Origin of the sequence: Desulfitobacterium metallireducens DSM 15288, assembly GCF_000231405.2 — a bacterium.
In the GTDB taxonomy this organism is placed as follows: Bacteria; Bacillota; Desulfitobacteriia; order Desulfitobacteriales; family Desulfitobacteriaceae; genus Desulfitobacterium_A; species Desulfitobacterium_A metallireducens.
The window spans coordinates 2,312,368-2,334,341 of record NZ_CP007032.1; the positions used below are offsets into that span (position 1 = coordinate 2,312,368).

Annotated in this window: 22 protein-coding genes; 3 read left to right on the plus strand and 19 right to left on the minus strand. The window is 44.5% G+C overall.

Going from position 1 to position 21,974, the window contains the following annotated elements:
- Position 1: 1 nt before the first annotated feature.
- The 4 genes from rpmF to DESME_RS11315 form a co-directional block, all read right to left on the minus strand.
- The gene (gene rpmF, locus DESME_RS15730) at positions 2 to 181 is read right to left on the minus strand and encodes a 50S ribosomal protein L32 (protein WP_006716539.1); all 180 of its coding nucleotides are present in this window, start codon (positions 179 to 181) and stop codon (positions 2 to 4) included.
- 30 nt (positions 182 to 211) lie between these two features.
- Positions 212 to 727 carry a YceD family protein gene (locus tag DESME_RS11305; protein ID WP_006716540.1) on the minus strand — a complete coding sequence of 172 codons (516 nt, stop codon included), beginning with the start codon at positions 725 to 727 and terminating at the stop codon, positions 212 to 214.
- Positions 728 to 792: 65 nt separating this feature from the next.
- Entirely contained in the window at positions 793 to 1,989 is a 1,197-nt protein-coding gene (locus tag DESME_RS11310) for an acetate/propionate family kinase (RefSeq protein ID WP_006716541.1), read from the minus strand.
- A 151-nt stretch (positions 1,990 to 2,140) separates the two neighbouring features.
- On the minus strand, positions 2,141 to 2,902 hold the full coding sequence (locus DESME_RS11315) for a patatin-like phospholipase family protein (protein ID WP_006716542.1): 762 nt from the start codon (positions 2,900 to 2,902) through the stop codon (positions 2,141 to 2,143).
- A gap of 94 nt (positions 2,903 to 2,996) precedes the next feature.
- On the opposite strand from DESME_RS11315, the gene DESME_RS11320 reads away from it, so the two are divergent.
- Positions 2,997 to 4,163, plus strand: coding sequence for a nucleoside recognition domain-containing protein (locus DESME_RS11320; protein WP_006716543.1), 1,167 nt, complete (start codon positions 2,997 to 2,999; stop codon positions 4,161 to 4,163).
- A 69-nt stretch (positions 4,164 to 4,232) separates the two neighbouring features.
- On the opposite strand, the gene DESME_RS11325 is transcribed toward DESME_RS11320, so the two are convergent.
- Positions 4,233 to 4,724: an ATP synthase subunit B family protein gene (locus DESME_RS11325; protein ID WP_006716544.1), complete on the minus strand. Its 492-nt coding sequence runs from the start codon at positions 4,722 to 4,724 to the stop codon at positions 4,233 to 4,235.
- Positions 4,725 to 4,736: 12 nt separating this feature from the next.
- A complete protein-coding gene (gene rsmD, locus DESME_RS11330) occupies positions 4,737 to 5,282 on the minus strand; it encodes a 16S rRNA (guanine(966)-N(2))-methyltransferase RsmD (protein ID WP_006716545.1) in 546 nt (181 codons plus the stop codon).
- A 397-nt stretch (positions 5,283 to 5,679) separates the two neighbouring features.
- On the opposite strand from rsmD, the gene gpr reads away from it, so the two are divergent.
- Positions 5,680 to 6,666, plus strand: coding sequence for a GPR endopeptidase (gpr, locus tag DESME_RS11335; RefSeq protein WP_006716546.1), 987 nt, complete (start codon positions 5,680 to 5,682; stop codon positions 6,664 to 6,666).
- Between the two features lie 258 nt (positions 6,667 to 6,924).
- On the opposite strand, the gene DESME_RS11340 is transcribed toward gpr, so the two are convergent.
- The 6 genes from DESME_RS11340 to DESME_RS11365 all read right to left on the minus strand — a co-directional run bounded on the left by DESME_RS11340 (position 6,925) and on the right by DESME_RS11365 (position 13,378).
- Positions 6,925 to 7,044 carry a small, acid-soluble spore protein, alpha/beta type gene (locus DESME_RS11340; RefSeq protein WP_006716547.1) on the minus strand — a complete coding sequence of 40 codons (120 nt, stop codon included), beginning with the start codon at positions 7,042 to 7,044 and terminating at the stop codon, positions 6,925 to 6,927.
- A gap of 185 nt (positions 7,045 to 7,229) precedes the next feature.
- A complete protein-coding gene (gene recG, locus DESME_RS11345; protein WP_006716548.1) occupies positions 7,230 to 9,659 on the minus strand; it encodes an ATP-dependent DNA helicase RecG in 2,430 nt (809 codons plus the stop codon).
- Positions 9,656 to 10,519, minus strand: a complete 864-nt coding sequence (gene sdaAA / locus DESME_RS11350; protein WP_006716549.1) for an L-serine ammonia-lyase, iron-sulfur-dependent, subunit alpha — start codon at positions 10,517 to 10,519, stop codon at positions 9,656 to 9,658. The genes recG and sdaAA overlap by 4 nt, the downstream gene beginning before the upstream one ends.
- A gap of 12 nt (positions 10,520 to 10,531) precedes the next feature.
- Positions 10,532 to 11,203 (minus strand): L-serine ammonia-lyase, iron-sulfur-dependent subunit beta, encoded by a 672-nt coding sequence (gene sdaAB / locus DESME_RS11355; RefSeq protein WP_006716550.1) that lies wholly within the window; start codon positions 11,201 to 11,203, stop codon positions 10,532 to 10,534.
- Between the two features lie 96 nt (positions 11,204 to 11,299).
- Complete coding sequence (locus DESME_RS11360; RefSeq protein ID WP_051414028.1) at positions 11,300 to 12,940, minus strand: DAK2 domain-containing protein; 1,641 nt, start codon at positions 12,938 to 12,940, stop codon at positions 11,300 to 11,302.
- 81 nt (positions 12,941 to 13,021) lie between these two features.
- Complete coding sequence (locus tag DESME_RS11365; RefSeq protein WP_006716552.1) at positions 13,022 to 13,378, minus strand: Asp23/Gls24 family envelope stress response protein; 357 nt, start codon at positions 13,376 to 13,378, stop codon at positions 13,022 to 13,024.
- A 173-nt stretch (positions 13,379 to 13,551) separates the two neighbouring features.
- Between DESME_RS11365 and rpmB the strand changes: the two genes are divergently transcribed.
- The gene (rpmB, locus tag DESME_RS11370) at positions 13,552 to 13,743 is read left to right on the plus strand and encodes a 50S ribosomal protein L28 (protein WP_006716553.1); all 192 of its coding nucleotides are present in this window, start codon (positions 13,552 to 13,554) and stop codon (positions 13,741 to 13,743) included.
- Positions 13,744 to 13,900: 157 nt separating this feature from the next.
- Here rpmB and hslO read toward each other — a convergent pair whose 3' ends face one another.
- The 7 genes from hslO to DESME_RS11405 form a co-directional block, all read right to left on the minus strand.
- Positions 13,901 to 14,788 (minus strand): Hsp33 family molecular chaperone HslO, encoded by an 888-nt coding sequence (gene hslO, locus DESME_RS11375; RefSeq protein WP_006716554.1) that lies wholly within the window; start codon positions 14,786 to 14,788, stop codon positions 13,901 to 13,903.
- Positions 14,789 to 15,357: 569 nt separating this feature from the next.
- Positions 15,358 to 15,987: a thiamine diphosphokinase gene (locus tag DESME_RS11380; protein WP_006716555.1), complete on the minus strand. Its 630-nt coding sequence runs from the start codon at positions 15,985 to 15,987 to the stop codon at positions 15,358 to 15,360.
- Position 15,988: 1 nt separating this feature from the next.
- Positions 15,989 to 16,663 carry a ribulose-phosphate 3-epimerase gene (rpe, locus tag DESME_RS11385; RefSeq protein WP_006716556.1) on the minus strand — a complete coding sequence of 225 codons (675 nt, stop codon included), beginning with the start codon at positions 16,661 to 16,663 and terminating at the stop codon, positions 15,989 to 15,991.
- A gap of 2 nt (positions 16,664 to 16,665) precedes the next feature.
- A complete protein-coding gene (gene rsgA / locus DESME_RS11390) occupies positions 16,666 to 17,559 on the minus strand; it encodes a ribosome small subunit-dependent GTPase A (protein WP_006716557.1) in 894 nt (297 codons plus the stop codon).
- Between the two features lie 21 nt (positions 17,560 to 17,580).
- A complete protein-coding gene (pknB, locus tag DESME_RS11395) occupies positions 17,581 to 19,272 on the minus strand; it encodes a Stk1 family PASTA domain-containing Ser/Thr kinase (RefSeq protein ID WP_006716558.1) in 1,692 nt (563 codons plus the stop codon).
- On the minus strand, positions 19,269 to 20,687 hold the full coding sequence (locus DESME_RS11400) for a peptidoglycan D,D-transpeptidase FtsI family protein (RefSeq protein ID WP_006716559.1): 1,419 nt from the start codon (positions 20,685 to 20,687) through the stop codon (positions 19,269 to 19,271). Before DESME_RS11400 ends, pknB begins: the two co-directional genes overlap by 4 nt.
- Positions 20,684 to 21,970: an FtsW/RodA/SpoVE family cell cycle protein gene (locus DESME_RS11405; RefSeq protein ID WP_006716560.1), complete on the minus strand. Its 1,287-nt coding sequence runs from the start codon at positions 21,968 to 21,970 to the stop codon at positions 20,684 to 20,686. Before DESME_RS11405 ends, DESME_RS11400 begins: the two co-directional genes overlap by 4 nt.
- Positions 21,971 to 21,974: the final 4 nt, after the last annotated feature.

Genomic DNA, 21,974 nt, shown 5'->3' on the forward strand with positions numbered 1-21,974 from the left:
CTTATTCTCCCATGGAGATAACTTCTTTTGCCTTATAATAACCGCAGCTTGGGCAAACGTGATGCGCTAATTTCGGTTTATGGCATTGGGGGCATTCGATGTGGTTTGGTGCAGTTAACTTCCACATAGCCCGACGTTTACGTACTCTCGATTTGGATTGGCGATGTTGACCGACACCCATAATTACACCCCCTTTAAGCTTTCAAAAGCCTTAATCTCTCTTCGACCACTGGGCCAGCGCCGCTAAACGCGGGTCAGTCTGCTCAAGCACACACTCACAAGAGGTATGATTCCGATTAACTCCACAGACTGGGCAAAGCCCTTGGCACTCTGGAGAGCAGATAAATCTCATCGGTAGAGCCAACACGATCTGTTCAAAAATCCGTTCATTGATTTCTATTTCATCTTTCTCAAAGATGAAAGCAGATTCACTCTGTTCTTCTTCAGCCATAGCCATACCGCCATAAACCCATTCATCCTCATACGATAATTCGAGCGGATAAATAATGTCGTCTAAGCAGCAACCGCACTGCGTTTTGAACTTTGTTTGAACCTTGCCTAGAACAAGAAGGGATTTTCCCAGGTTGGTCACCTGAAGTTGAACGCGTACAGGAGCTGCAAAAGACAGCCCATTAAGTTCCGATTCATAAGCAGAAAAATCTTCTTCTAAATCAAAATGAGCTATTCCGTTCTCATTACGGCGAACTTGAGCAACATTAACCTTCACGCTTAACACTCCAATACACAACCATTATTATAGTTGGCACAATTTTCTTTGTCAAGGAAAACTCCTTAACCTTTCACGACCTCATACGTATCCATTGCAATCATCAGTTCTTCATTCGTTGGGATAACAAGGACACGACAACGGGCATCTTCAGTCGAGATATCAATTTCTTGACCTCTGATTTTATTCTTTTCAGGATCGATTTCAACCCCAAGATAAGAGAGGTTTCCAGCTATGCTTTCACGCATTGTTGCGGAATTTTCTCCCAATCCTGCTGTAAAGATGATTGCATCTGCTCCATTGAGCACTGCAGCATATGAACCAATATATTTCTTGACGTCATGAGCAAAGACATTAAGGGCTAATTGAGCACGATAATTACCTTCCTCAGCTGCGCCTTCAATATCACGGAAATCACTGCTCACTCCAGATACTCCGAGAACGCCGCACTTCTTATTTAAGAAATCATTGACTCTCTTCGAGGTAAGATCTTCCTTCTGCATGATATAAGATACGATCGCAGGGTCGAGATCGCCTGAACGAGTTCCCATCATCAATCCTTCCAAAGGAGTAAAGCCCATAGAAGTTTCAACCGATTTTCCACCATCGATTGCGGTAATGGAGGAACCATTTCCTAGATGGCAGCTAATCAGCTTCAGATCTTCGAGAGGGCGACCTAACAGAGCAGCTGCACGTTGACTGACATATTTGTGGGAAGTTCCGTGGAAACCATATTTCCGAATTTTATATTGTTCATAAAGTTCATAAGGAAGACCATAGATAAACGCTTCAGGCGGCATTGTTTGATGAAAAGCGGTATCAAAGACTGCAACTTGAGGAACACCAGGCATTAAGTCTTTGCAGGCTTCAATTCCGGCGATATTCGGCGGATTGTGGAGAGGCGCAAGCTCGACACATTCTTCGATTGCTTTGATGACTTCATCATCAATTAAAACCGATTGAGCAAATTTTTCTCCGCCGTGTACAACGCGGTGACCCACAGCTTCAATTTCTTTAAGATCCTTAACAACCCCATATTCCGGATTAACCAAAGCATCTAAAACCAGTTTGATGGCTATCGTATGGTTGGTGATCTCTGCTGTAATAATTTCTTTTTCGCCACCTGCTTTGCGATGCGTTAACACCGATCCAGGCATACCAATCCTTTCAACTAATCCTTTAGCTGAAGGTTGTTTTGTTTCTGTGTCTAAGAGCTGATACTTTAGAGATGAGCTCCCGCAGTTAATAACAAGAATGTTCACGTTTGTACCTCCTAAATTCCTTTTCCACCCATTTTCTCTCTTTAGTTTGCCCCAAAAAAACTACTTCTTATCAAAGAAGTAGATTTGTCGAGACATCTTTTTCATTTCAAAACACTTTTAGTTTATCACACTCCGTCCCATTTTCAACCCCTCACAAGAAAATCCGACGAATTTCCGAAGATTTCGCCGCAGCGGCTTGATACCCTAAGTCAATAGCTTCATTTGCAATTTCAAATTGCAAGCTGCCAATATGCCCCACTTCTGGTTGGATGAGCAAGTCAGCTCCGCTTGATCCTAACCGAAAAACTTCTTCCTCTAATATTTCCACCGATTGAAGCAAAACATCCATTGCATTATTAATTTTTGTTGAAAGTCCTTTTTTAACATCAACTGCTAAAATCTTGTCCGCTCCCATTTCCCGGCCCACATGGATGGGTAAGCGATTTTTAACCGCGCCATCCACTAACAGATGGCCCTGATATCGAAACGGTTGAAACACGCCAGGTATCGAAATGCTCGCCCTGACTGCCTGGGCGACGCTTCCCTCTTTAAATACCACTAATTCACCTGTTTCAATATCCGTTGCAACAATAGCTAATGGAATTTTGAGTTCCTCGAAACTGAGATTTTTCGTTAAAAGCCGCATCGCTTCGAGCACTTTATCGCCTTTAATGAAACCTCCTCGCGAGACAGAAATATCAAATAATTGGCGACTAAAACCCGGATGACTAAGGAGTCGTTCCAAACGATAGAGATCAATTCCTGCTGCATAGAGCGCTCCAAAGATCGCACCGATGCTGCACCCAACGACTAAATCTATTGTTATTTCTTCTTCTGCCAGTGCCTGAAGGAAGCCAAGATGAGCAAATCCTCGCGCGCCTCCCGCTCCCAAGATCAACCCATTTTTACTCATTTAACTCCTCCTCATCCCCATAATCTTGAAAATCTTACTTCTATGACTTAGTAAGCTTCCATATAAATTATGTATGATGAAAGGCGGGTGAATTATGGCAGCAGCAATCCGCACTCTTCCTTTTTTTCTTTTAGCTCTTGCCATGTTTTTATACCCTCAGGAAGTCGTCTCTTCAGCGGCAACCGGGTTAACCCTTTGGTGGACATTTGTTTTGCCAGCCTTACTCCCTTTTTTTATTCTCTCGGAACTCTTAATGGGAGCAGGCTTCATTCATTTTCTGGGCATACTCCTCGAGCCTTTAATGCGGCCTTTCTTTCACCTTCCCGGAAAGGCTTCTTTTGTCATGGCTATGGGCTATACCTCCGGAATCCCCATTGGCGCCGTTCTCACTTGTAAGTTACGTCAGCAGAACCAATTAACTCAAATCGAAGGAGAACGTCTCTTGGCCTTCACCAGTAACCCCAGCCCTGGATTTATGTTTGGAGCAGTCGCCTCGGGAATGCTGGGCAGACCGGAGCTCGGTCTTGTCTTAGCTGGAGCCGTCTATTTATCAAACCTTATCATTGGTATTCTCTTTCGATTTTATCGGTATCAACCTGTCGAGGGACACATAAGTGCTTCGATTTCTTTAAAAAGAGCCTGGCAGGAGCTACTCACAGCTCAAGATCAGGATGGACGCCCGTTTGGGCAACTTTTAGGTGACGCTGTGAGGCAAAGTGTCCAGACTGTTTTACTCGTTGGAGGGTTTATTACCTTTTTCTCTGTCCTTATTAACTTATTGAACGCTACGCATCTTACAACAGGTTTGGCCCTTATTCTCGAGTCGTTAACGGGTGGTCATTTTACATTACCCAGGGTGACGGCAGGGGTGAATGCACTCTTTGAAACGACCTTAGGTTGTCGTACCAGCCTCCAAGCTTTCTCTGGGCTTAACGTTCAGGTGGCGGTCCTGAGTGCGGTTCTGGCCTGGGGTGGACTTTCGGTATTTGCACAGGTTGCAAGTTTTACGAGTTTAACTGATCTCCGCTTCTCAGCCTTTTTACTTGGGCGCGTTCTGCAAAGTATCTTAGCCCCAATTTTGAGTCAAATTTTACTCCTTTTTATCAAGGTTCCCGCATCTTCTCCCCTATTTCCAATCTCCTCTTTGAAAACGGCGACTGGCTTTTTATTGACTTGGCGGCTCAGCGTTTGGGTCTTCTGCGGTGTTATGATTTTTTTCCTCATTTCGGCCCTTGGGGTTCGTTTTCTGACTCAAAAATAATGAACAAAACGCCATATTGAAAAAGAGGCGACCATTTTGGTTGCCTCTTCGTCCCATAGCTCATTCCCTTTATTCTGCTGATTCAACTTTCTTTTCACGTTGATCCTGTTTAGCTAATGTTCTCAGCTCTTCTCTGTTCTTACGCAGTGCCTGCAAGGTCTCACCGACACTCTTTTCAACCCGTTGTAAAAGCTCATCTGTATATTGGACCGCTCCCAGCTTAACTTCTTTCGCATAGTTTTGGGCTTGGCGAGCAAGGTCTTCTGCATAACTTTGGGCTTGTTTGGAGACTTCATTTTCACCGGCTAATTTTTCAACATAAGATTTACCGCGTTCTAAAATATGGTCAGCCTCAGCTTTTGCTTCATCAAGGATTTTTTGACGTTCATAGAGCACTCTTTGCGCCTCCCGAATTTCATCCGGCAAAGAGGTTCTCATTCGATCAATGAGTTCAAAAATCTGCGAATCATCTACCAATACTTTTCCAGTCATCGGAATTTTTGTCCCGCGGTCAACGATTTCCTCTAATTCCTCTAAAATTTCAAAAACATCGTGTTCCAAAGCCATCCTCCCCTATTCTATACATCTCTGAATGTACCAGATTTTCGTATCTCCATATTCACTGGTTTTACGAATTTCAAACGGTTCACTAAGCTGAAGTTCTTCTTCAGACGCCGTTTCGGCAATAATCACTCCAAATTCAGTGAGGCGGCAAGGTTCACTAAGCGAACTTAGCGCTTTGCTTACCAACTCCTGTCGGTAAGGAGGATCAAGAAAGATTAAATCAAATCTTGCTTCTGGATATTGCTTCAGAAACTCAAAAGCATCCATGCTATAAAGTTTGGCTTGAGCCTCCCCTATAAGCGTTAAATTCTCTTGGATAACTTTTTGAGCTGTATACGCTTTTTCAACAAGGACCACTTCTTGTGCTCCTTGGGAAAGCGCTTCTAGAGCCAAATTTCCTGTTCCTGCAAAAAGATCAAGGACTCGTGCGTCTTGCACTTTCTCCCTTAGGACATTAAAAATTGCACCTTTTACTTTATCCGCCGTAGGACGAGTATCCATTCCCGATACCGTTTTTAGTTTGCGTCCTCGCATCTCCCCGGCAATAATTCGCATAGATGTTCTCCTCGATATTGAGATAGAAATAACCATCACTCTAAAATATAATAATTGCACAATAATTGACGTTAAAAGACAAGTTATTATAAGTATACCACAGCCTGTTATTTTCTTAACAAATTTTTTGTATATTTTCCCTTAATCCACAAATACTATTTTTCGGTAGGATAAATTTCTACCTTTCCCCCACCAGTTCTTCCTTCGTTTCTCCTCTTGATCACTGGTCGTGAGGGCCAGTGATTTTTTTGTACGTATCAGAAAGTATAAGTTTTTATCGGTAGATAGTATAAGTGCAACTAAGGCTTCCGCCTGCGCTAAGGCTTGGCGCAAGCCAAGTTTTCTTTATTTCCTTTACGCAAAAGTTTGAAAATTAACTGTGGGAGGTTAAATTTGTATGAAAAAATCAGATTTCATCCGAGAATTTAATGTCAATATTGATATGGCTGTTGAAGCTCATGAAATTCTTCGTGGAGAAAGCGAGGATGAGATTCCAGGCGTACGAATGAGCAAAGCCGAATTTGATCACGCCGTTATTACCACAATTGATATCGAAACAGAACAAGGGGTTCAAGAAATGGGACGCCCTCAAGGAACCTACATCACCATTGATGCTCCAGACATTCGCCAAAATAATTATTTAGTTCATAATGAAATTAGTGAAATTCTTGCAAAAGAACTCGTTAATTTGATGAACCTCAACGATAACTCAAGTGTTCTAATTGTTGGCTTAGGAAATTGGAATGCAACTCCCGATGCTTTAGGCCCTCAAGTGATTGATAAAACTTTGGTTACTCGCCATCTTTTTCAACTTTCTCCAGACGAACTCAAGGGAAAATTAAGAAATGTAAGTGCCATCGCCCCTGGAGTACTTGGCATCACTGGAATCGAAACGGCAGAGATTATTCGTGGTCTTGTCGAGCATGTTAAACCGGATTGGGTCATTGCCATTGATGCTTTGGCCGCGGGTTCCCTCGAACGGATCGGCACTAGCATTCAAATTTGTGATACAGGGATCTCACCCGGCTCAGGCGTAGGAAATCGACGCGTCGGCATTAACGAAGAAACTTTAGGTTGCAAAGTGGTCGCTATTGGTCTACCCACCGTTGTCAATGCGGCAATTATCGCTCACAGCTGTCTGGACGGGTTACTTGATGAGCTGAAAACCAGTCCCAGTCTTTACAAGCTCTATAAGGGATTTAATTCAGATACATTGGAACATATATTAACTCAAGCTTTATCCCCATACACAAATAATCTAATGGTGACTCCAAAGGAAATTGATACTCTAATTAAAAGTGCGGCTCGAATTATTGCCGGTGCTTTAGGGATGTGTCTGCACCCGGGAATTACGCGTGAAGAATATCAGACGTATCTACAATAAGAGTCATTGATTTTTCTTGCAAGCAAAGTTACGTTACAGACACTCGGACGGACGCTCGCAGACCAAGCTAAGGGCATAACTGCTAGATGCAAGTTACGGGATTTCCTCCCAATTCGCCGTGCAGATCTGCTATGCCGTCCATGGTGCAGTCTGCACTAGGTACGTCCTGTGACCCTCAACATATTTCTATTTACTAGTCATCGAACAGAAAAGAGCGGGAAAATTCCCGCTCTTTCTGTATCCCTATTCTTAAACGTCTTAAGTATTCGGGAACTTCTTATGCTTACGATTCGCAATCCCAATCTCTTGAGCAACCTCATACTTAAATTTCTCAAGCTCTGCTGTTAAAGGAATTCCCGGATTTTTTTGATCAGCCATGCTTAGCCCTCCTCTTATTATGTTCTTTAGGAGCAGACCTACATCGCTGCTACTTCACTTTTTTGCTCTTGATTTTCTACTGTTATTATTTTTCATAAGAATGCAAGTGATACCCGGGAATTATAGAGAAAACAAATTTTAAAAACCAAGAACACAAAAATATACCAATCATAATTTTCAAATTCTTAATGCAATCCCACGTTATCTAAAGAGTAGTACTTATCGACTTCTCGCCATAATTCCTCATAGTCCTGCGGATGAGCCAAGATCTTTTGTGCCACCTGATAGGCTTGTTCAACAATTCGGGCATCTTGGGAAAGATTAGCTAACCTTAGTTCCATTACCCCATGTTGCCGAGTTCCAAGGATCTCGCCAGCTCCCCGCAATTTCAGATCCTCCTCCGCAATTTTGAACCCATCCTGAGTCTCACAAAGGACCTCTAATCTCCGACTATCTTTAACCGAAGACATGAGGATGCAAAACGACTGTTCACTTCCCCTGCCGACCCGACCGCGGAGTTGATGAAGTTGAGCCAAGCCGAAACGTTCAGCATTTTCAATAACCATTACGGACGCGTTAGGGACATTAACACCGACCTCGACCACCGTGGTCGAGACCAAGATATCGGTCTCTCCCGCCTGAAAGTTCTGCATCACCGCTTCCTTTTCAGGACCTTTCATCCGACCATGCAGAAGAGCCACGTTCCGATGGGGGAATCGTTGACAAAGCGATTCATAGCGTTCCGTTGCAGAAATAAAGTCCATATGCTCAGATTCATCAACAAGGGGGCAGACGACGTAAATCTGATGACCTTTTTCCATTTCCTCTTCCAAAAATTTCTCCAGATTAGAACGTCCTCGCTCTGAGAGTTTACGCGTGATAATCGGCTTCCGGCCTTTGGGCATTTCGTCCAAAGCCGATAGTTGTAAATCCCCATAAAGCGTTAAGGCTAAGGTTCTGGGAATTGGCGTAGCTGTCATTACCAGAACATGGGGATTTTGTCCTTTTGATTGGAGCATGGTTCGTTGCTTTACTCCAAAACGATGTTGCTCATCCGTCACAGCCAATCCTAAAGCCTTAAACACCACCGTTTCCTGAATAATCGCATGCGTACCTACCACAATCTGAGCGGTACCCTCGGCTATTTCCTCAAGGACTTTCTCTCGCTCGCTCCGAGTCTGACCGCCGAGCAAGCAAACAACTCGAATCCCCAGTGGCCTAAAAGCCTCTCGCAAGGATTGAACATGCTGAAGCGCTAATATTTCAGTTGGAGCCATCATCGCACCCTGATAACCCGAACCTACTGCTTTGAGAAGAGCCGCCATCGCAACGGCCGTTTTTCCGGAGCCAACATCTCCCTGAACAAGTCGTGTCATTCCCTTTGAACTCTCCATATCTCGAAAAATCTCGTGAATGACACGTTTCTGGGCAGTAGTGAGTTCGAACGGAAGTCCCTTCACGAAATCTTCAACTAAGGTTTGCCCCCCTGTCAGAATAGGACTTTCTTCCCTCTCTACCCCTTGGCGTAACCGAGCGACGGCTAATTGCAGAAAGAGAACTTCTTCAAACACAATCCTTTCACGAGCCTGCCCCAAGCGTTGAAATGAACTTGGAAAATGGATTTCACGATAGGCTTGAGGACGGTCTAACCCTATTTGAAATTCTTGGGGGAAAACTTCCGGAAAATACGTCGGGACTTGGGAAATAACACCTCTAACTAGATTACGAATAACCTTTGAGGAAAGGCGAGCCGTTTCCGAATAGATCGGGATAATCTCTGGCGGTGTACCTGTGCCTGTTTTAATAATATCTGTAGCTTGTAGTTCTGGGACTCTTTTCTGCCACCGCACTTTTCCGGTAACCGTTACTAGTGTCCCCACCGGAAACTGTTTCAATATAAAAGTTTGATTAAACCATACCGCAGTAAATAGATGTCCATCTTGCTCGATCGAGAGTTTCACGATCTTCATACGAGCTTTGGTTATTTGACCAGAAACTACCTTGCCACTGACCGTCGCTAATTCGCCGTCTTTAAGCTCTTCAATCCGCAACAAACGACGATTCTCATAGCGCCTCGGAAAATAAAGCAACAAATCCTTGTCCGTTTGAACCCCCAAGTGTTCTAACTGTTTCGCCCGTTCTGGTCCTACCCCTTTGAGATATTGGAGAGAATGCTCTTTAGGTTCCGATTTTGGTTTTATCGAAATGGGTTTCTCCAAAACATCCTTGACGGGAACACCTTCTACCGGATTCAGTTTTTCTGGAGCTAATTCTTTTTGAGGAGATGCTTCTCGATTAGATTCTTCTGACGTCATGGGATTTCGTTTTAATTCACTCGAATCAGAAGAGCTCAAATTCACATTGTCAATAAAACGCCGCAAATGAGCTAGAGCTTCTCTGCGTTGCAACGGACTCAACGCTGCATAATTTTGAGCAATTGTTGTGAGTATTTGCCGATCATTGTTCGGTGCCAATTGTTCCAAGCGTCGCAAGATACCCGTCAGGAAGAAGTGAAAGCCGCCAACGACTCCCGTATCACTGCATCCCTGCTTTTCTTCTGCCACGATAGCCCTCTTTAGATTTTGAAGAACAAGTTTTTCTTGACTCGATATCATATAAAATCAACCTTGATTCTCTGACCTGTTTTCGTTACGGCTAATCCACCCTGAGCCGTTTCTCGAAGGCTGCAAGGCATCTGTTTACCGATCTCATTCATAGCATCAATCACTTCATCAAGAGGGATCTTACTCTCCACACCCGCTAAAGCCATTTCTGCTGCAGTAAGTGCTATCGTTGCAGCCGTAGCATTTCGTTTAACACAGGGAACTTCAACAAGCCCCGCAACGGGGTCACAGACCAACCCTAACAGGGATTTCATCGCTATCGCGGCTGCATTTCCTGTCTGAGTCGGCGTTCCCCCAGCAAGTTCAACAGCAGCAGCTGCTGCCATCCCCGCCGCTGACCCGATTTCAGCCTGACAACCCCCCTCGGCCCCTGAAACATTAGCTCGATCTGCAACGACCATTCCAACCCCAGCTGCCGTAAAAAGTGCGGTTTCCAAGTCCGCTTCAGAACAACTCAGAGACTCCTCCACCGTTAGAAGCACAGCGGGTAAAACCCCACAGGAACCTGCTGTAGGCGCTGCGACAATTTTCCCCATTGTCGCATTGACTTCAGCTACAGCTAACGCTCTGGCGATGGCTCCGCCTATTCTTTCCCCAGTAAGGCTCTTCCCACTCTTCCAACGATCATAAACTTTAGACGCATCGCCTCCGACAAGTCCTGAAAGTGAGTGACGCTCCTCCAGTAATCCTGTTTGGACAGCTGCTCGCATGACATTCAAGTTTACTCGCATTCGCTCCCGTAATTCGGATTCTGTCTTCTCAGACTCTTCGGCTTGCTCCGCAATGACAATCTCACCAATTTTTAATCCTTTTTCTTCAGCAAGCTGAACATAATCTTGATAAGCACGCATAAACGCTCCTCCTTACTCCAGTGGTTCAATTGCCAGGGCTTGATAAACAGCGGGAAGTTTAATCATTAAAGCTAGAGCAGCCGGCTCGATCGTTTGATCAGCTTCAACAATGGTCAACGCCTGAGCGCCTTTCTTTTCTCGGGAAACATGCATTTGAGCAATATTGATCTGAGCTGTGGCTAAAAGTGAAGTGACTTGTGCCACCACTCCAGGTAAGTCCTGATGTAAAAGAACCAACGTATAATAATCTCCCATAACCTCAACCTGAAATTCATTGATCCTCGTTATAATAATTCGTCCACCACCAATTGACGATCCAATCACTTCGACGACCTTTCCATCCCTTCCCGTCAATCGAAACTTTACCGTGTTCGGATGGACTTCGCCTAAGTTTTGGGTCTTAAAACGAATATTAACCCCTTTTTCCTCCGCTATCTGAATAGCTTTGGGAATCCGTTCATCGTCGGTATGCATACCGAGAATTCCCGCAACCAATGCCAAATTCGTACCATGTCCTTTTCCGGTTTCTGCGAAGGAACCATGCAAGGTAATCTCCGCCTCCGTTGGTTCAACCCCTAAAATTTTTAATGCCATAGCACCAAGACGAACTGCTCCTGCCGTATGGGAACTCGAAGGTCCCACCATCACAGGTCCAATTAAATCAAAGACAGTACTCTTACTCAAACTTTCAACCTCCAAATGAGTATACCGACTTTGGAAAATGCTTAGCTATTGTAAATCCCCCCGGAATCTACCGGAGGGATTGATCTCATCATTTTATTATTCTACCCCTAAAATATAATAATAAAGGGGTTGGTTACCGGGATAAAGTTCGACTTCAATAGAGGGTATTTCACTTTCCAACCACTCTCTGAGCTTCTCTGCCTCTTCTTGCGGAGTTTCTTCTCCATAGAAGATCGTAACTAGGTCATGCTCTCGCCATTCCATTTTTTCAAGGATAGCTTGAGCCACCTGTAACGCTTCCTGACCTGTAATTTGAATGACATCTTCAACCAGTCCAAGAATGTCTCCTTCGTTGATCTCTAAACTTCCAAATTGAGAGTCTCGAACAGCGTATGTGACTTCTCCTGATTGAATCTGAGTTAATCCCATTTCCATGTTCTGCGCGTTTTCCTCCGGATTCCCTTCCGGATCGTAATTGACCAGAGCTGAAATTCCTTGCGGTATGGATTTAGTAGGGATGATAAAAACATTTTTATCCGTAATAATGTCCTTAACTTGATTGGCGGCCATTACAATATTTCCATTATTGGGGAGAATATATACATTTTTAGCGGGTACTTTTTGGACAGCTTCTACTAAATCCTCAGTGCTGGGATTCATCGTTTGGCCTCCAAATATCACTTCATCTACCCCTAAACTCTTCAGGACCTCCGCAATACCTTGTCCCATCGCTACAGCGACAATTCCATGCTCTTTCAGCGTTTGCTCTCCCATTGCTAGAGGAGTCTGTTCAGTGCTTTCCAAAGGGGCTTCTTTTTCTTTATTTTTCAGCGCATGGGCCATCGCTTCATTTTGTGAGAGCATATTATGAATTCCAACTTCATGCAATGAGCCAAACTGAATAGCGTAATCAAGAATGTTTCCTGGATTTTTAACATGAATATGAATCTTGACCACTTCGTCCGTACCAACAACCAACATTGAATCTCCTCGATCGCTTAAATCCTGACGGATCTGATCAACATTCAAGTTTTTTCCCTTGACTAAAAACTCGGTACAGTAAGGAAACTCGAGATTCTCCACGACAAGGAATCCTGCTGGAGCTCCTTGTGATTGAATCTCCTGCTGGATAGGAGAAGCGGAAATCTCCTCTTGATCATGACCCTCGAGAGCTGAAATCCAGCCTCCTATAATATAGAGGAATCCTTGTCCTCCAGCATCGACTACTCCAGCTTGCTTGAGCGTCGGCAACATATCAGGTGTCTTCGCAAGGGTTTGCTGTCCCTTCAGATAAGCTTCTTTAAGCGTTTCTACGGAGTCACCGCCCTGTTTTGCTCGCGCTAATGCACCTTTAGCCATTTCTCGCGAGACCGTAAGGATCGTCCCTTCAACAGGTTTCATAACCGCTTTGTAAGCTGTATCAACTCCAGTTTGTAAGGCTTGCGCAATCTGCAAAGCCGAAACTGTTTTTTGCCCTTCTACGCCCTTAGCAACTCCACGAAGAAGTTGAGAGAGAATCACTCCTGAATTTCCACGTGCTCCCATGAGCGAGCCCATCGATACCGCTGCAGCAACTTCTGCCACAGATCCACCCGAAGTTTTCTCTGCATCCGTCACTGCGGACTGAATGGTTAAATTCATATTCGTGCCCGTATCTCCATCTGGAACGGGGAAAACGTTTAGTGCATCCACTTCGCTTTTTTTAAGTTCTAACGCTTTGGCTCCCGCCCGCATCATCGATTTCCATTGCTGTCCATTGATGCGTTCTCCTGTTTCCGTAGCTGGTTTCAATCTAGATCCTCCTAATCTTTCACCGGATTACTCAAGCACACGAACGCCTTGAACATTCACGTTCACTTCAGCAACATGAAGCCCGGTCAGGTTTTCTGTCGTATATCGTACTCGTTCCATGACATTCGTTGCGACTTCGGAAATATTCACTCCATAGCCAACAACAATGTATAGATCGATAACCACTTGGTTATCATCAATTTTAACCATTACCCCTCGGGCCAAATTTTCACGACCCAGCAATTCGGTAAACCCATCGGTTATCTTACGAGAAGACATTCCCACCAAACCATAACATTCTACAGCAGCCGCTCCGGCAATTGTCGCGATAACTTCTTCCGAAATATCAATTTTCCCTAAATTGTTGTTAATTTCTTTACCCATCTTACGGATCTCTCCTTCCGGCATCGTCCATATCGTCACTATTCTATCAATTATAAACGAAATGTTCAATAATTTATATCTTCTTAGAATAAAACTGGCAAAAACCTTGCCAATCCTTAAAACATTTGATAAACTGTTATAGTGTCATTTCCGGTGTAAAGGAGGTAAGATCAATGGCGAATGTTTGTGCTATTTGCGGAAAAGGGATTTCTACGGGTATTCAGGTCAGTCACTCCCATATCCGGACCAAACGGACTTGGAAACCGAACCTGCAAAAGGTTCATGCCATCGTTGACGGCACTCCGACCCGGATCAGAGTTTGCACTAGATGCCTACGTTCCGGCAAAGTTCAACGCGCTGTTTAATTCTTGTGCGTTTTGTCCAGTAAAGCTCGGCTGATGTCGGGCTTTTTTCATTGAATTGAATTGAATTGATTTAATTTACACTAGATTGCGAAGCGGTCTGGAGCATCTCACGTTATGAGACGCTCTTTTTTTTATCCATCAAAGACTTTACGAGCAATTACTTTGCTTGTTCGTAAAGCTCCATTAACTCTTTTTCATCAAATTGATAATGCTCATTGCAGAAGTGGCATACCAATTCAGCTTGCTTATCTTGGAGAATTTCCTTAAAACCTTCCCGGCCTAAGCTAATTAAAGTTGCTCCAACTCGCTCTTTTGAGCATGAACACTGAAATCCTGCCGGCCGTTTTTCTAAAACCTGATATGATAGCCCCCCTAATAAAGTCTGAACCATCTCTTCCATTGAACGGCTTTCAGAAGCAATTTTACTAATTCCTTCAGGCAACTTATTAATTTGCTCCTCAATTTTTTCTATACATTCTTCTGATGCTCCAGGTAAAAGCTGTATTAACATTCCGCCAGCACCCATAACCTGATAATCGCGTTCAACAAGAACTCCTAATAGAGTTGCTGAAGGAATTTGCTCTGAATTCAAGAGATAGTGGGCAAGATCCTCGGCAATTTCTCCACTGATCAAAGGTACCATACTCGTAAAATTCTCGCCGTTTTCTAAACTTTTACTGACAGCGAATTCCCCTTGCCCGACGGCTTGTGCTACATCAAGTTTTCCATTCTCATTGAGAGGCAAATCTGTAAAGGGTTCATGGACATAGCCACGGACTTCCCCTTGGGCATTGCCAACAGCTACAACTCCACCTAATGGACCATTCCCCAAAAGACGAATCGTTATACTTTCGTTACCTTTAAGTGAACTCGCTAGAAGTAGAGATGCTGTCATCAGTCGGCCTAAAGCAGCTGTTGCCACTGGAGACGTTTGGTGCCGACTACGGGCCTCTTCCACAAGATCAGTAGTCTTAGCCACAACCCAGCGTGCTTGGCCCTCTAGAAGGGTTCCTAGCCATATCTCATCATGTATATCGTTTGACATTAACTTCATCATCCTTTGCTTATGTAAATGGTTTTGCAAGCAGAGTTGCGTTACAGACGCTCGGACGTACACTCGCAGACCAAGTTAGGGGCTTAACTGCTGTATGCAAGCTGTGGAATACCCTCCCAATTCGCCGTCCATGGCTCACGGTCAGCGAGTCACGTCCTGTGACTCGTCCCACTATATGAAGAGCCGTTCTGCCCAAGCTTGGTGCCTGCTCGCCTTGAGTCCTTACTTACTGTAATCGCAACTCGCTTCGAAGAATACTCGGGTACAGCTTCGCAAAATACTAGGGCAGGAAACTCAAAAAGCTTACCTAAAAATTCAAATTTGACCTTGTAAGCGTAGCTTCTCACACAGGAGTGAACGATTTCGCGGAGGGGCGGTAGGGGACACGACGCTTCCGTGGGATAGCGTGCCACTTGGTTCACTTGCAGAAGGCAGAAGGGTTTGGCTAAGCTCCCATGGAAGCGAGTGTGCCAGCCCTGGAGCGCTAAGTGAACGGATGTGTGAGAAGCTACACGACCCAAGATTTCTTAATAAACAATAGCACTGCTGATCAGGGATACCTATGCGAGCACCACCAGCAAAACGATGCCTTCTTCGACCTCAACCACAGCCTCTTCGCCGAGGAAGACATTACTAATCCCACGCGGAGAATCCTGTAATATAACATCCCCTTGCAAAGGGTAATATAGTCCTTCAGTGGTGACACGAGCTTTTTCAGATACTGGAATAAGCGAAAGTTCTTGTCCTGCTCGACCCTTAAGTTCTTCTCTGCCTTGAAGCAGATAAATTTCATGAAGTGGATCTTTAATATGAATACAGTAACCTCTTTTATGAAAATTGAGCAGGAGCGCCAGATTTCCCAAGAGATGATCGACACGTCCCCCTGTTGCACCATAAAGCCACAGTGTTTGCGGGTTCAGCTGACTTACCGCATACTCCAACGCAAGCTCAAGATCGGTCTCATCCTTTTCCCGAGGAAATTGCTCAATATGCACTTTCTTTTGGCGGCATAATTCTAAATTTCCCGGAGTAATTGAATCTAAATCTCCAATCAAAACCTTGGGTACACGTCCAGATTGGAGGGCATAGTTTCCTCCCCCATCTGCACAGATCAACATATCGTATTGAGCCAGTTCTCGGCTTCCCCAGTCCACATCCCATTCTCCATTGGCTACAACTGCAACTCTCACTTTACTTTGCTCCGTCCTTAGGGTTTCCAGCCGCTTTACGAATATCTTGAATGGCTTTACATGGATCAGTCTGACCAAATACTGCTGCACCTGCTACTAAAATTTCAGCACCTGCTTTAACTGCCGCTGGCGCCGTCTCAGCGTTAATTCCTCCATCAACTTCAATTTGGCAGGAAGAATGCCTCTGCTGCAAATACGTCCTTAAGACTTCAATTTTAGGAAGAACTCCCGGAATAAATTTTTGACCTCCAAAGCCAGGATTAACGCTCATAATAAGAACCATATCGAGCTCTGGTAATATGTATTTCAAACCATCCAAGGGGGTCGCTGGATTTACAGCTACACCTGCTGATAAACCTAGCGCTTTAATCTGTTGAACTGCCCTATGAATGTGCGGAGTTGCTTCGAGATGAACAGTAATATGATCCGCTCCAGCATCAGCAAAATCTTGAATATAGCGTTCCGGCTGTTCAATCATCAAATGCACATCAAAAAACATCTTTGATTGAGGGCGCAAGGCTTTGACAACAAGCGAACCAATCGTCAGATTCGGGACAAAATGACCATCCATTACATCGATATGTAGGAATTCAGCCCCTGCTTCTTCAACCGTACGAACCTGCTCGCCCAATCGGGAAAAATCGGCGGAAAGAATTGAAGGTGCAATCTTTAACATTTCTAATATCTCCTCTCGGCAGCAATAACTTCTTCTAAAAACAAGCAATAATGTTCATATCTCGATTTCTCAATTTGCCCCGATTCGACTGCTGCCTTAATGGCGCAATCCGGTTCCTTATGGTGCACACAGCTCGTAAACCGACATTTTCCCGGTACATCTGCAAATTCAGGAAAAAACAAAGTCAGTTCTTCTCGTTTCATCTTGGGCAAATAAAGAGATGAAAATCCTGGAGTATCGGCAAGCAATCCTTCCCCGCATACCATTAACTCAACATGCCGAGTCGTATGGCGACCACGCTTTAATTTACGACTAATTTCTCCTGTCTTTAATTCAAAACCGGGTTCCAAGGCATTAACCAAGCTCGATTTACCCACTCCCGATGGGCCGGCAAGTACAGTAACCTTATCTTTGAGATGTTCCCGAACTTCAGCAATTCCTTGCCCTGTTCGCGTCGAAACTTTAATAAGATCATAATGCAAGTTTTGATAAAAATCTAAGCTTGAAATTGAATTCTCTGCTGTTGCATCTTCACTGTTTACTTCAGCTTGATCCACTTTATTTAGGATAATCACGGGTTTAATGCCAACCTCTGAGACCTGAATCAGTAGACGATCGAGCAAGTTGAGATCAGGACGAGGGGAAACGAGAGCAAAGACGAGAAAGGCCTGATCCACATTGGCTATTGTCGGGCGAACCAGAGAATTCCGCCGTTCTTCGACTTTTTCAATCGTTGCCTTATTCCCATTACTCGGGAGAATTTGGACACGATCCCCGGTTAGAAACTCCTGTCCTTGAATGCGAAAGCGACCGCGTAGGGAACATTCCCATACTCGGCCCTCCGCATAGACATAATAAAATCCGCTATACCCTTTGAGCAAAATACCTGCTATCATTTTTTCCCTTTCATCTTGCGATTAAGCCAATGGCCCGGGGCCATCCGACACCGTGATGGTTATAACCGTACCGGGCGGGATTGGATCCCCTGGTTTGGGATTTGTCGCCATAACCGCCTCTTTCGGATATTCAGTTGAACTCTCTTTGACAATCACAACTTTTAAATTCATTTGATTAACTAAAATATTCTGTGCTTCTGTTACGGATTTACCCACCAAATTGGGCATCACTTGGTTATTATTGAATGTTCCTGCGCTCACTTGCAGATCAATCTTTCCATTCTTAGCCCAAAGAATATCTGCAGGAGGATTTTGTCCTACGACAATCCCTGCTGGTAAATTTGAGGTCGTATCTTGAGTAACGTTAACATCCCCTGTAAAGCGAGCAGTCTTAAGTGCATTTTTGGCGTCTTCCTCAGTCATCTTACCGGTCTTCAGATTAGGCATCTTAAGCATTTCCGGTCCTTTACTCACCCAAATTTTAATGGTTCGTCCATCTTTGACTAGTGTATCGGCAACTGGATCTTGACTACTGATTTTCCCTTTCTCTACCGTATCGCTATACTCTTCCGCCGGCGGATTCGAATCGAGTTTCAAATTTGATTTTTCCGCCATGAACCCTGCCTCGATAACCGTATGACCGACAAAATTCGGAACTTTCGTTGTTCCTCCACCAATATAATTTCTAAACCCAAACCCGATTACGCCGATTAGAAGCAGGATGACGGCTGCCGTAACCCAAATCCATCTTTTACGTTTTTTCTGAGGCTGATTTGGCTTCGGTTCCTCATCTTTTGAATAAGCTGATAAGGCTGCATTCACTCCATTACTTAAGGACTTATGAATACGAGTGCTGTCTAGATCTTCCTCGAGTGGTCTTTCTATCTTACGAATCGGTTCTCCATTTTGGATATGGTTTAAATCCTCAACAAATTCTACAGCGGTTTGATAGCGCCGCTCTGGGGCTTTAGCAATTGCCTTGAGGATTACATTTTCGATTCCTTGGCTAATCCTTGGATTCAGCTGACTCGGAGGAACTGGATTTTCTTGAAGATGTTTAAGCGCAATAGCGACCGGAGTTTCTCCATCATAAGGAACTTTCCCCGTTAATAACTCATAGAGTATAATTCCCAGAGAGTATAGATCCGATTGCTCATTGGTCTGAACTCCTTTAGCCTGTTCAGGTGATAGATAATGAACAGAGCCAATTATATCTCCAGTATGAGTCATCGTCGCTGCAGAAACTGCTCTTGCGATTCCGAAGTCCGTTACTTTTGCTCGTCCATCTGCAGTCACAAGAATATTATGAGGTTTAATATCCCGATGAATAATGTGGTGCTCATGAGCATGACGGATCGCTTCGGCGATTTGTCTCGCCAAATTAATACTCTGTTCAGACGACAAGGGCGCATAATTACGGATGAGTTCCTTAAGATTTTGCCCTTCAACATACTCCATCACAATATATTCTGTATCCCCGTCTTTGCCCACGTCATAAATCGAGACTATATTCGGGTGAGAAAGACTAGCAGCCGACTGAGCCTCTCTCCGAAAACGACGTACAAAATCATCATCTGATGCAAATTGCTCGCGAAGAACTTTAATCGTCACAACACGATTAAGCAGGAGGTCCTTGGCCTTATAGACAATAGCCATTCCCCCGACTCCGATCTTTTCAATAATTTCGTAGCGATCGCTTAATACTTTGCTCATTTGGATTCACCTGCTTTCTGACTTAATGCCATTTCGATCATATCGCGGGCAATTGGTGCTGCTGCGCCCCCGCCTGTTCCCCCGTGCTCCACCATCACAGCAACTGCTATCCGAGGAGATTCGGCTGGTGCAAAAGCAATATACCACGCATGTGTTTTAGCATTCCCACCAGGCTCAGCTGAGCCTGTTTTGGCGGCCACTTGAATTCCTACAATTCCACCTGGTGCCGCAGTCCCATCATTTACAGCGGCGATCATCGCACTTTTAATTTTATCTGCTTCCTCGCTTGATAAAGCGGTTAACCAAGATTTTGGGCTCGTTTTATAGAGAATATTTTGCTGATCATCCAATACCTGATCCACAATATAGGGGGTCATAATAACCCCATGGTTAGCAATTCCTGCGGCGACCAAGGCCATATGGAAAGGACTCACCAACACCTCACCTTGACCAAACGTACTTGCCGCAAGCAGATTGGTATTCAATTGCTTAGGGATAGATGACTGATTCGTAATTTGGCTCGGTGAAATGGGTAATTCAAAGGGAATCGTTTGGCCAAAGCCAAACCCTCTAACCGCGTTAAGAAATTGTTTATCACCACTCCGCACTCCGAAGGTCGCAAAATAGGTGTTGCAGGAATCAGCAAGGGCTGTATCATAGTTCACCCAACCATGGGCTTTATCATTCTGTTCCGGAATAACCTGTCCGTTAATGATCGTCGATCCAGTACAATTATACAGATCCCCCGTATTAACCCCTGAACGCAAGATCGCAGCCGAAGTAATGACCTTCATTGTTGAACCCGGCGGATATAGAGCAAATGCCCTATTCACAAAAGGGCTTCCAGGTCTACTACTCAATTCTGCCCAGTTTTGATCAAGAGAATTGGGATCAAATCCGGGTTGACTGACTAGCGCCAAAACTTCCCCAGATCTAGGATCAAGCGCAACTGCTGTTCCTTGCTTACCTTTGAGTCCCTCATAAGCGACCTTCTGCAACTGATAATCCAAGGTCAAAACAACGTCATTTCCCTTTCGAGGAAGCTGAAAGGTTTGTTTTATTTCCTGTGTAGCCGTAGCGTCTTTTATTCCTAACAGCCAATCTCCGAACGCAGCTTCCATCCCTGCCGAACCATGCTGCAGGGTAGCATATCCTATCAAAGGTTCAAGCGCTTCCCCTTTTGGGTAGATTCGCTTTTTCTGGTTGTCCGTTGTTTGTGTCTGGGCCAAGATTTCGCCATTTCGATCAAAAATTCCTCCTCTAACGACACGCTCTTCCATGAGGATAAGACGGCGGTTTGCTGGATTTTCTAGCAATGCATCAGAGCGTACGACCTGCCAATAAACCAACCCAAAACTCAGAAAGATAAAGCTGATCGAAAAGCCTAAAGCGATGTAGCGTAATCCTTTCTTCATACAGCATACCCCCTCTCCTTGCTCTTTAAAGTAAAGGGGCCATCCGCTGCTACTTGGGAAATATTAGCCAAGATTCCTAAGAGCAGAAAGTGAACCAGCATGGAACTTCCCCCATAGCTCACCCAAGGTAAAGGGATTCCTGTCAAAGGTAATAGTTTTGTCACTCCTGCCAAGATAATCAACGTCTCTGTGCCAATGAGAATTCCAATTCCAGCCGCTAAGATCTGCCCAAAACGATCAATAGCTCTCATACTCACGCGGAAGGCACGTAAGACGACAATCAAGAAAAGCAATAGAACTGCCATGGCACCTGCAAATCCGATTTCTTCAGAAATGACAGCAAAGATGAAGTCTGTACTCGCAGCAGGAACCTGAAACGATCCAATTCCATTTCCTAACCCTGTTCCAAGAATTCCTCCTCCTGCGATCGCAAAGAGGGATTGGGCGATTTGATACCCATCTCCTGCGGAATCAATCCACGGATTGAGCCAAGTTGCAATTCGCACCTGGACATGATGAAACAAGAAATAGCCGATTGTCCCTGTTCCAGCAAGCATAGGTAAGGAGATACCTAAGTAGAGGGGGCGCTCAGTCACTGCATAGAGCAGAAGCACAAAGAGAGAATAGAACACCAAAGCTGTTCCTAAACTTTTTTGCGCCGCCAACAAACCCAGAGAAAACCCACTCATAATCAAAAAGGGTCCTAATGTGCGCCAGTCGGGTAAAGAAAATCTCCAGACTTGAACCGTACCCACTCGGAGGAGCTCTTCATGCTCGCCCAAATAGGAAGCGAGGAAAAGGAGTAAGGCAATTTTGACCAATTCCTCGGGTTCAAAACTAAAACCTCCAATAGTTAGCCAACTGGTTGCCCCACCTGAAGTTACACCAAATACTAAGGTTAATAAAAGCATGGCAACAGCAGCTAAGCCCCAGAGATATTGATAACGACCCAACTTACGATAATCTCTGAGTACAAAAATAACCAAATAAAAGGCCAAAAGGCCAATATTTGCCCACCGAAACTGACGAATAGCCAATTCTGGACGTATCCGAGTCAAAAACACCAAACCAATGACCACAATGGTCTGAACTGTGGCTAAAAGCAACGGATCTCCCTTGTAATCCGTTATCTTTTCCACCAGTAAACCCAGCAAAAGTAGAGCGGAAAACACCCCCGCTTGCCAGAGAATCTGTTGATTTGCCCGCTCCTCTAAAAGCAAGACGATCAGGCCAACCCACAAGACCATTAAATTAAGAAGGCGAAGCATTCCGTATCCCTTCATTTTG

Bases quoted from the DNA above. Each gene is read 5' to 3' on its own strand.
- gpr (WP_006716546.1), top strand. From the start codon at position 5,680: ATGAAAAAATCAGATTTCATCCGAGAATTTAATGTCAATATTGATATG.
- DESME_RS11340 (WP_006716547.1), bottom strand. From the start codon at position 7,044: ATGGCTGATCAAAAAAATCCGGGAATTCCTTTAACAGCAGAGCTTGAG.
- rpmF (WP_006716539.1), bottom strand. From the start codon at position 181: ATGGGTGTCGGTCAACATCGCCAATCCAAATCGAGAGTACGTAAACGT.
- rsmD (WP_006716545.1), bottom strand. From the start codon at position 5,282: ATGCGAATTATTGCCGGGGAGATGCGAGGACGCAAACTAAAAACGGTA.
- hslO (WP_006716554.1), bottom strand. From the start codon at position 14,788: ATGTCAAACGATATACATGATGAGATATGGCTAGGAACCCTTCTAGAG.
- DESME_RS11400 (WP_006716559.1), bottom strand. From the start codon at position 20,687: ATGAAGAAAGGATTACGCTACATCGCTTTAGGCTTTTCGATCAGCTTT.
- recG (WP_006716548.1), bottom strand. From the start codon at position 9,659: ATGATATCGAGTCAAGAAAAACTTGTTCTTCAAAATCTAAAGAGGGCT.
- rpe (WP_006716556.1), bottom strand. From the start codon at position 16,663: ATGTTAAAGATTGCACCTTCAATTCTTTCCGCCGATTTTTCCCGATTG.
- DESME_RS11315 (WP_006716542.1), bottom strand. From the start codon at position 2,902: ATGAGTAAAAATGGGTTGATCTTGGGAGCGGGAGGCGCGCGAGGATTT.
- rsgA (WP_006716557.1), bottom strand. From the start codon at position 17,559: ATGATAGCAGGTATTTTGCTCAAAGGGTATAGCGGATTTTATTATGTC.
- DESME_RS11405 (WP_006716560.1), bottom strand. From the start codon at position 21,970: ATGAAGGGATACGGAATGCTTCGCCTTCTTAATTTAATGGTCTTGTGG.
- pknB (WP_006716558.1), bottom strand. From the start codon at position 19,272: ATGAGCAAAGTATTAAGCGATCGCTACGAAATTATTGAAAAGATCGGA.
- rpmB (WP_006716553.1), top strand. From the start codon at position 13,552: ATGGCGAATGTTTGTGCTATTTGCGGAAAAGGGATTTCTACGGGTATT.
- DESME_RS11365 (WP_006716552.1), bottom strand. From the start codon at position 13,378: ATGGGTAAAGAAATTAACAACAATTTAGGGAAAATTGATATTTCGGAA.
- DESME_RS11320 (WP_006716543.1), top strand. From the start codon at position 2,997: ATGGCAGCAGCAATCCGCACTCTTCCTTTTTTTCTTTTAGCTCTTGCC.
- DESME_RS11360 (WP_051414028.1), bottom strand. From the start codon at position 12,940: ATGATGCGGGCGGGAGCCAAAGCGTTAGAACTTAAAAAAAGCGAAGTG.
- sdaAA (WP_006716549.1), bottom strand. From the start codon at position 10,519: ATGCGTGCTTATCAAGATTATGTTCAGCTTGCTGAAGAAAAAGGATTA.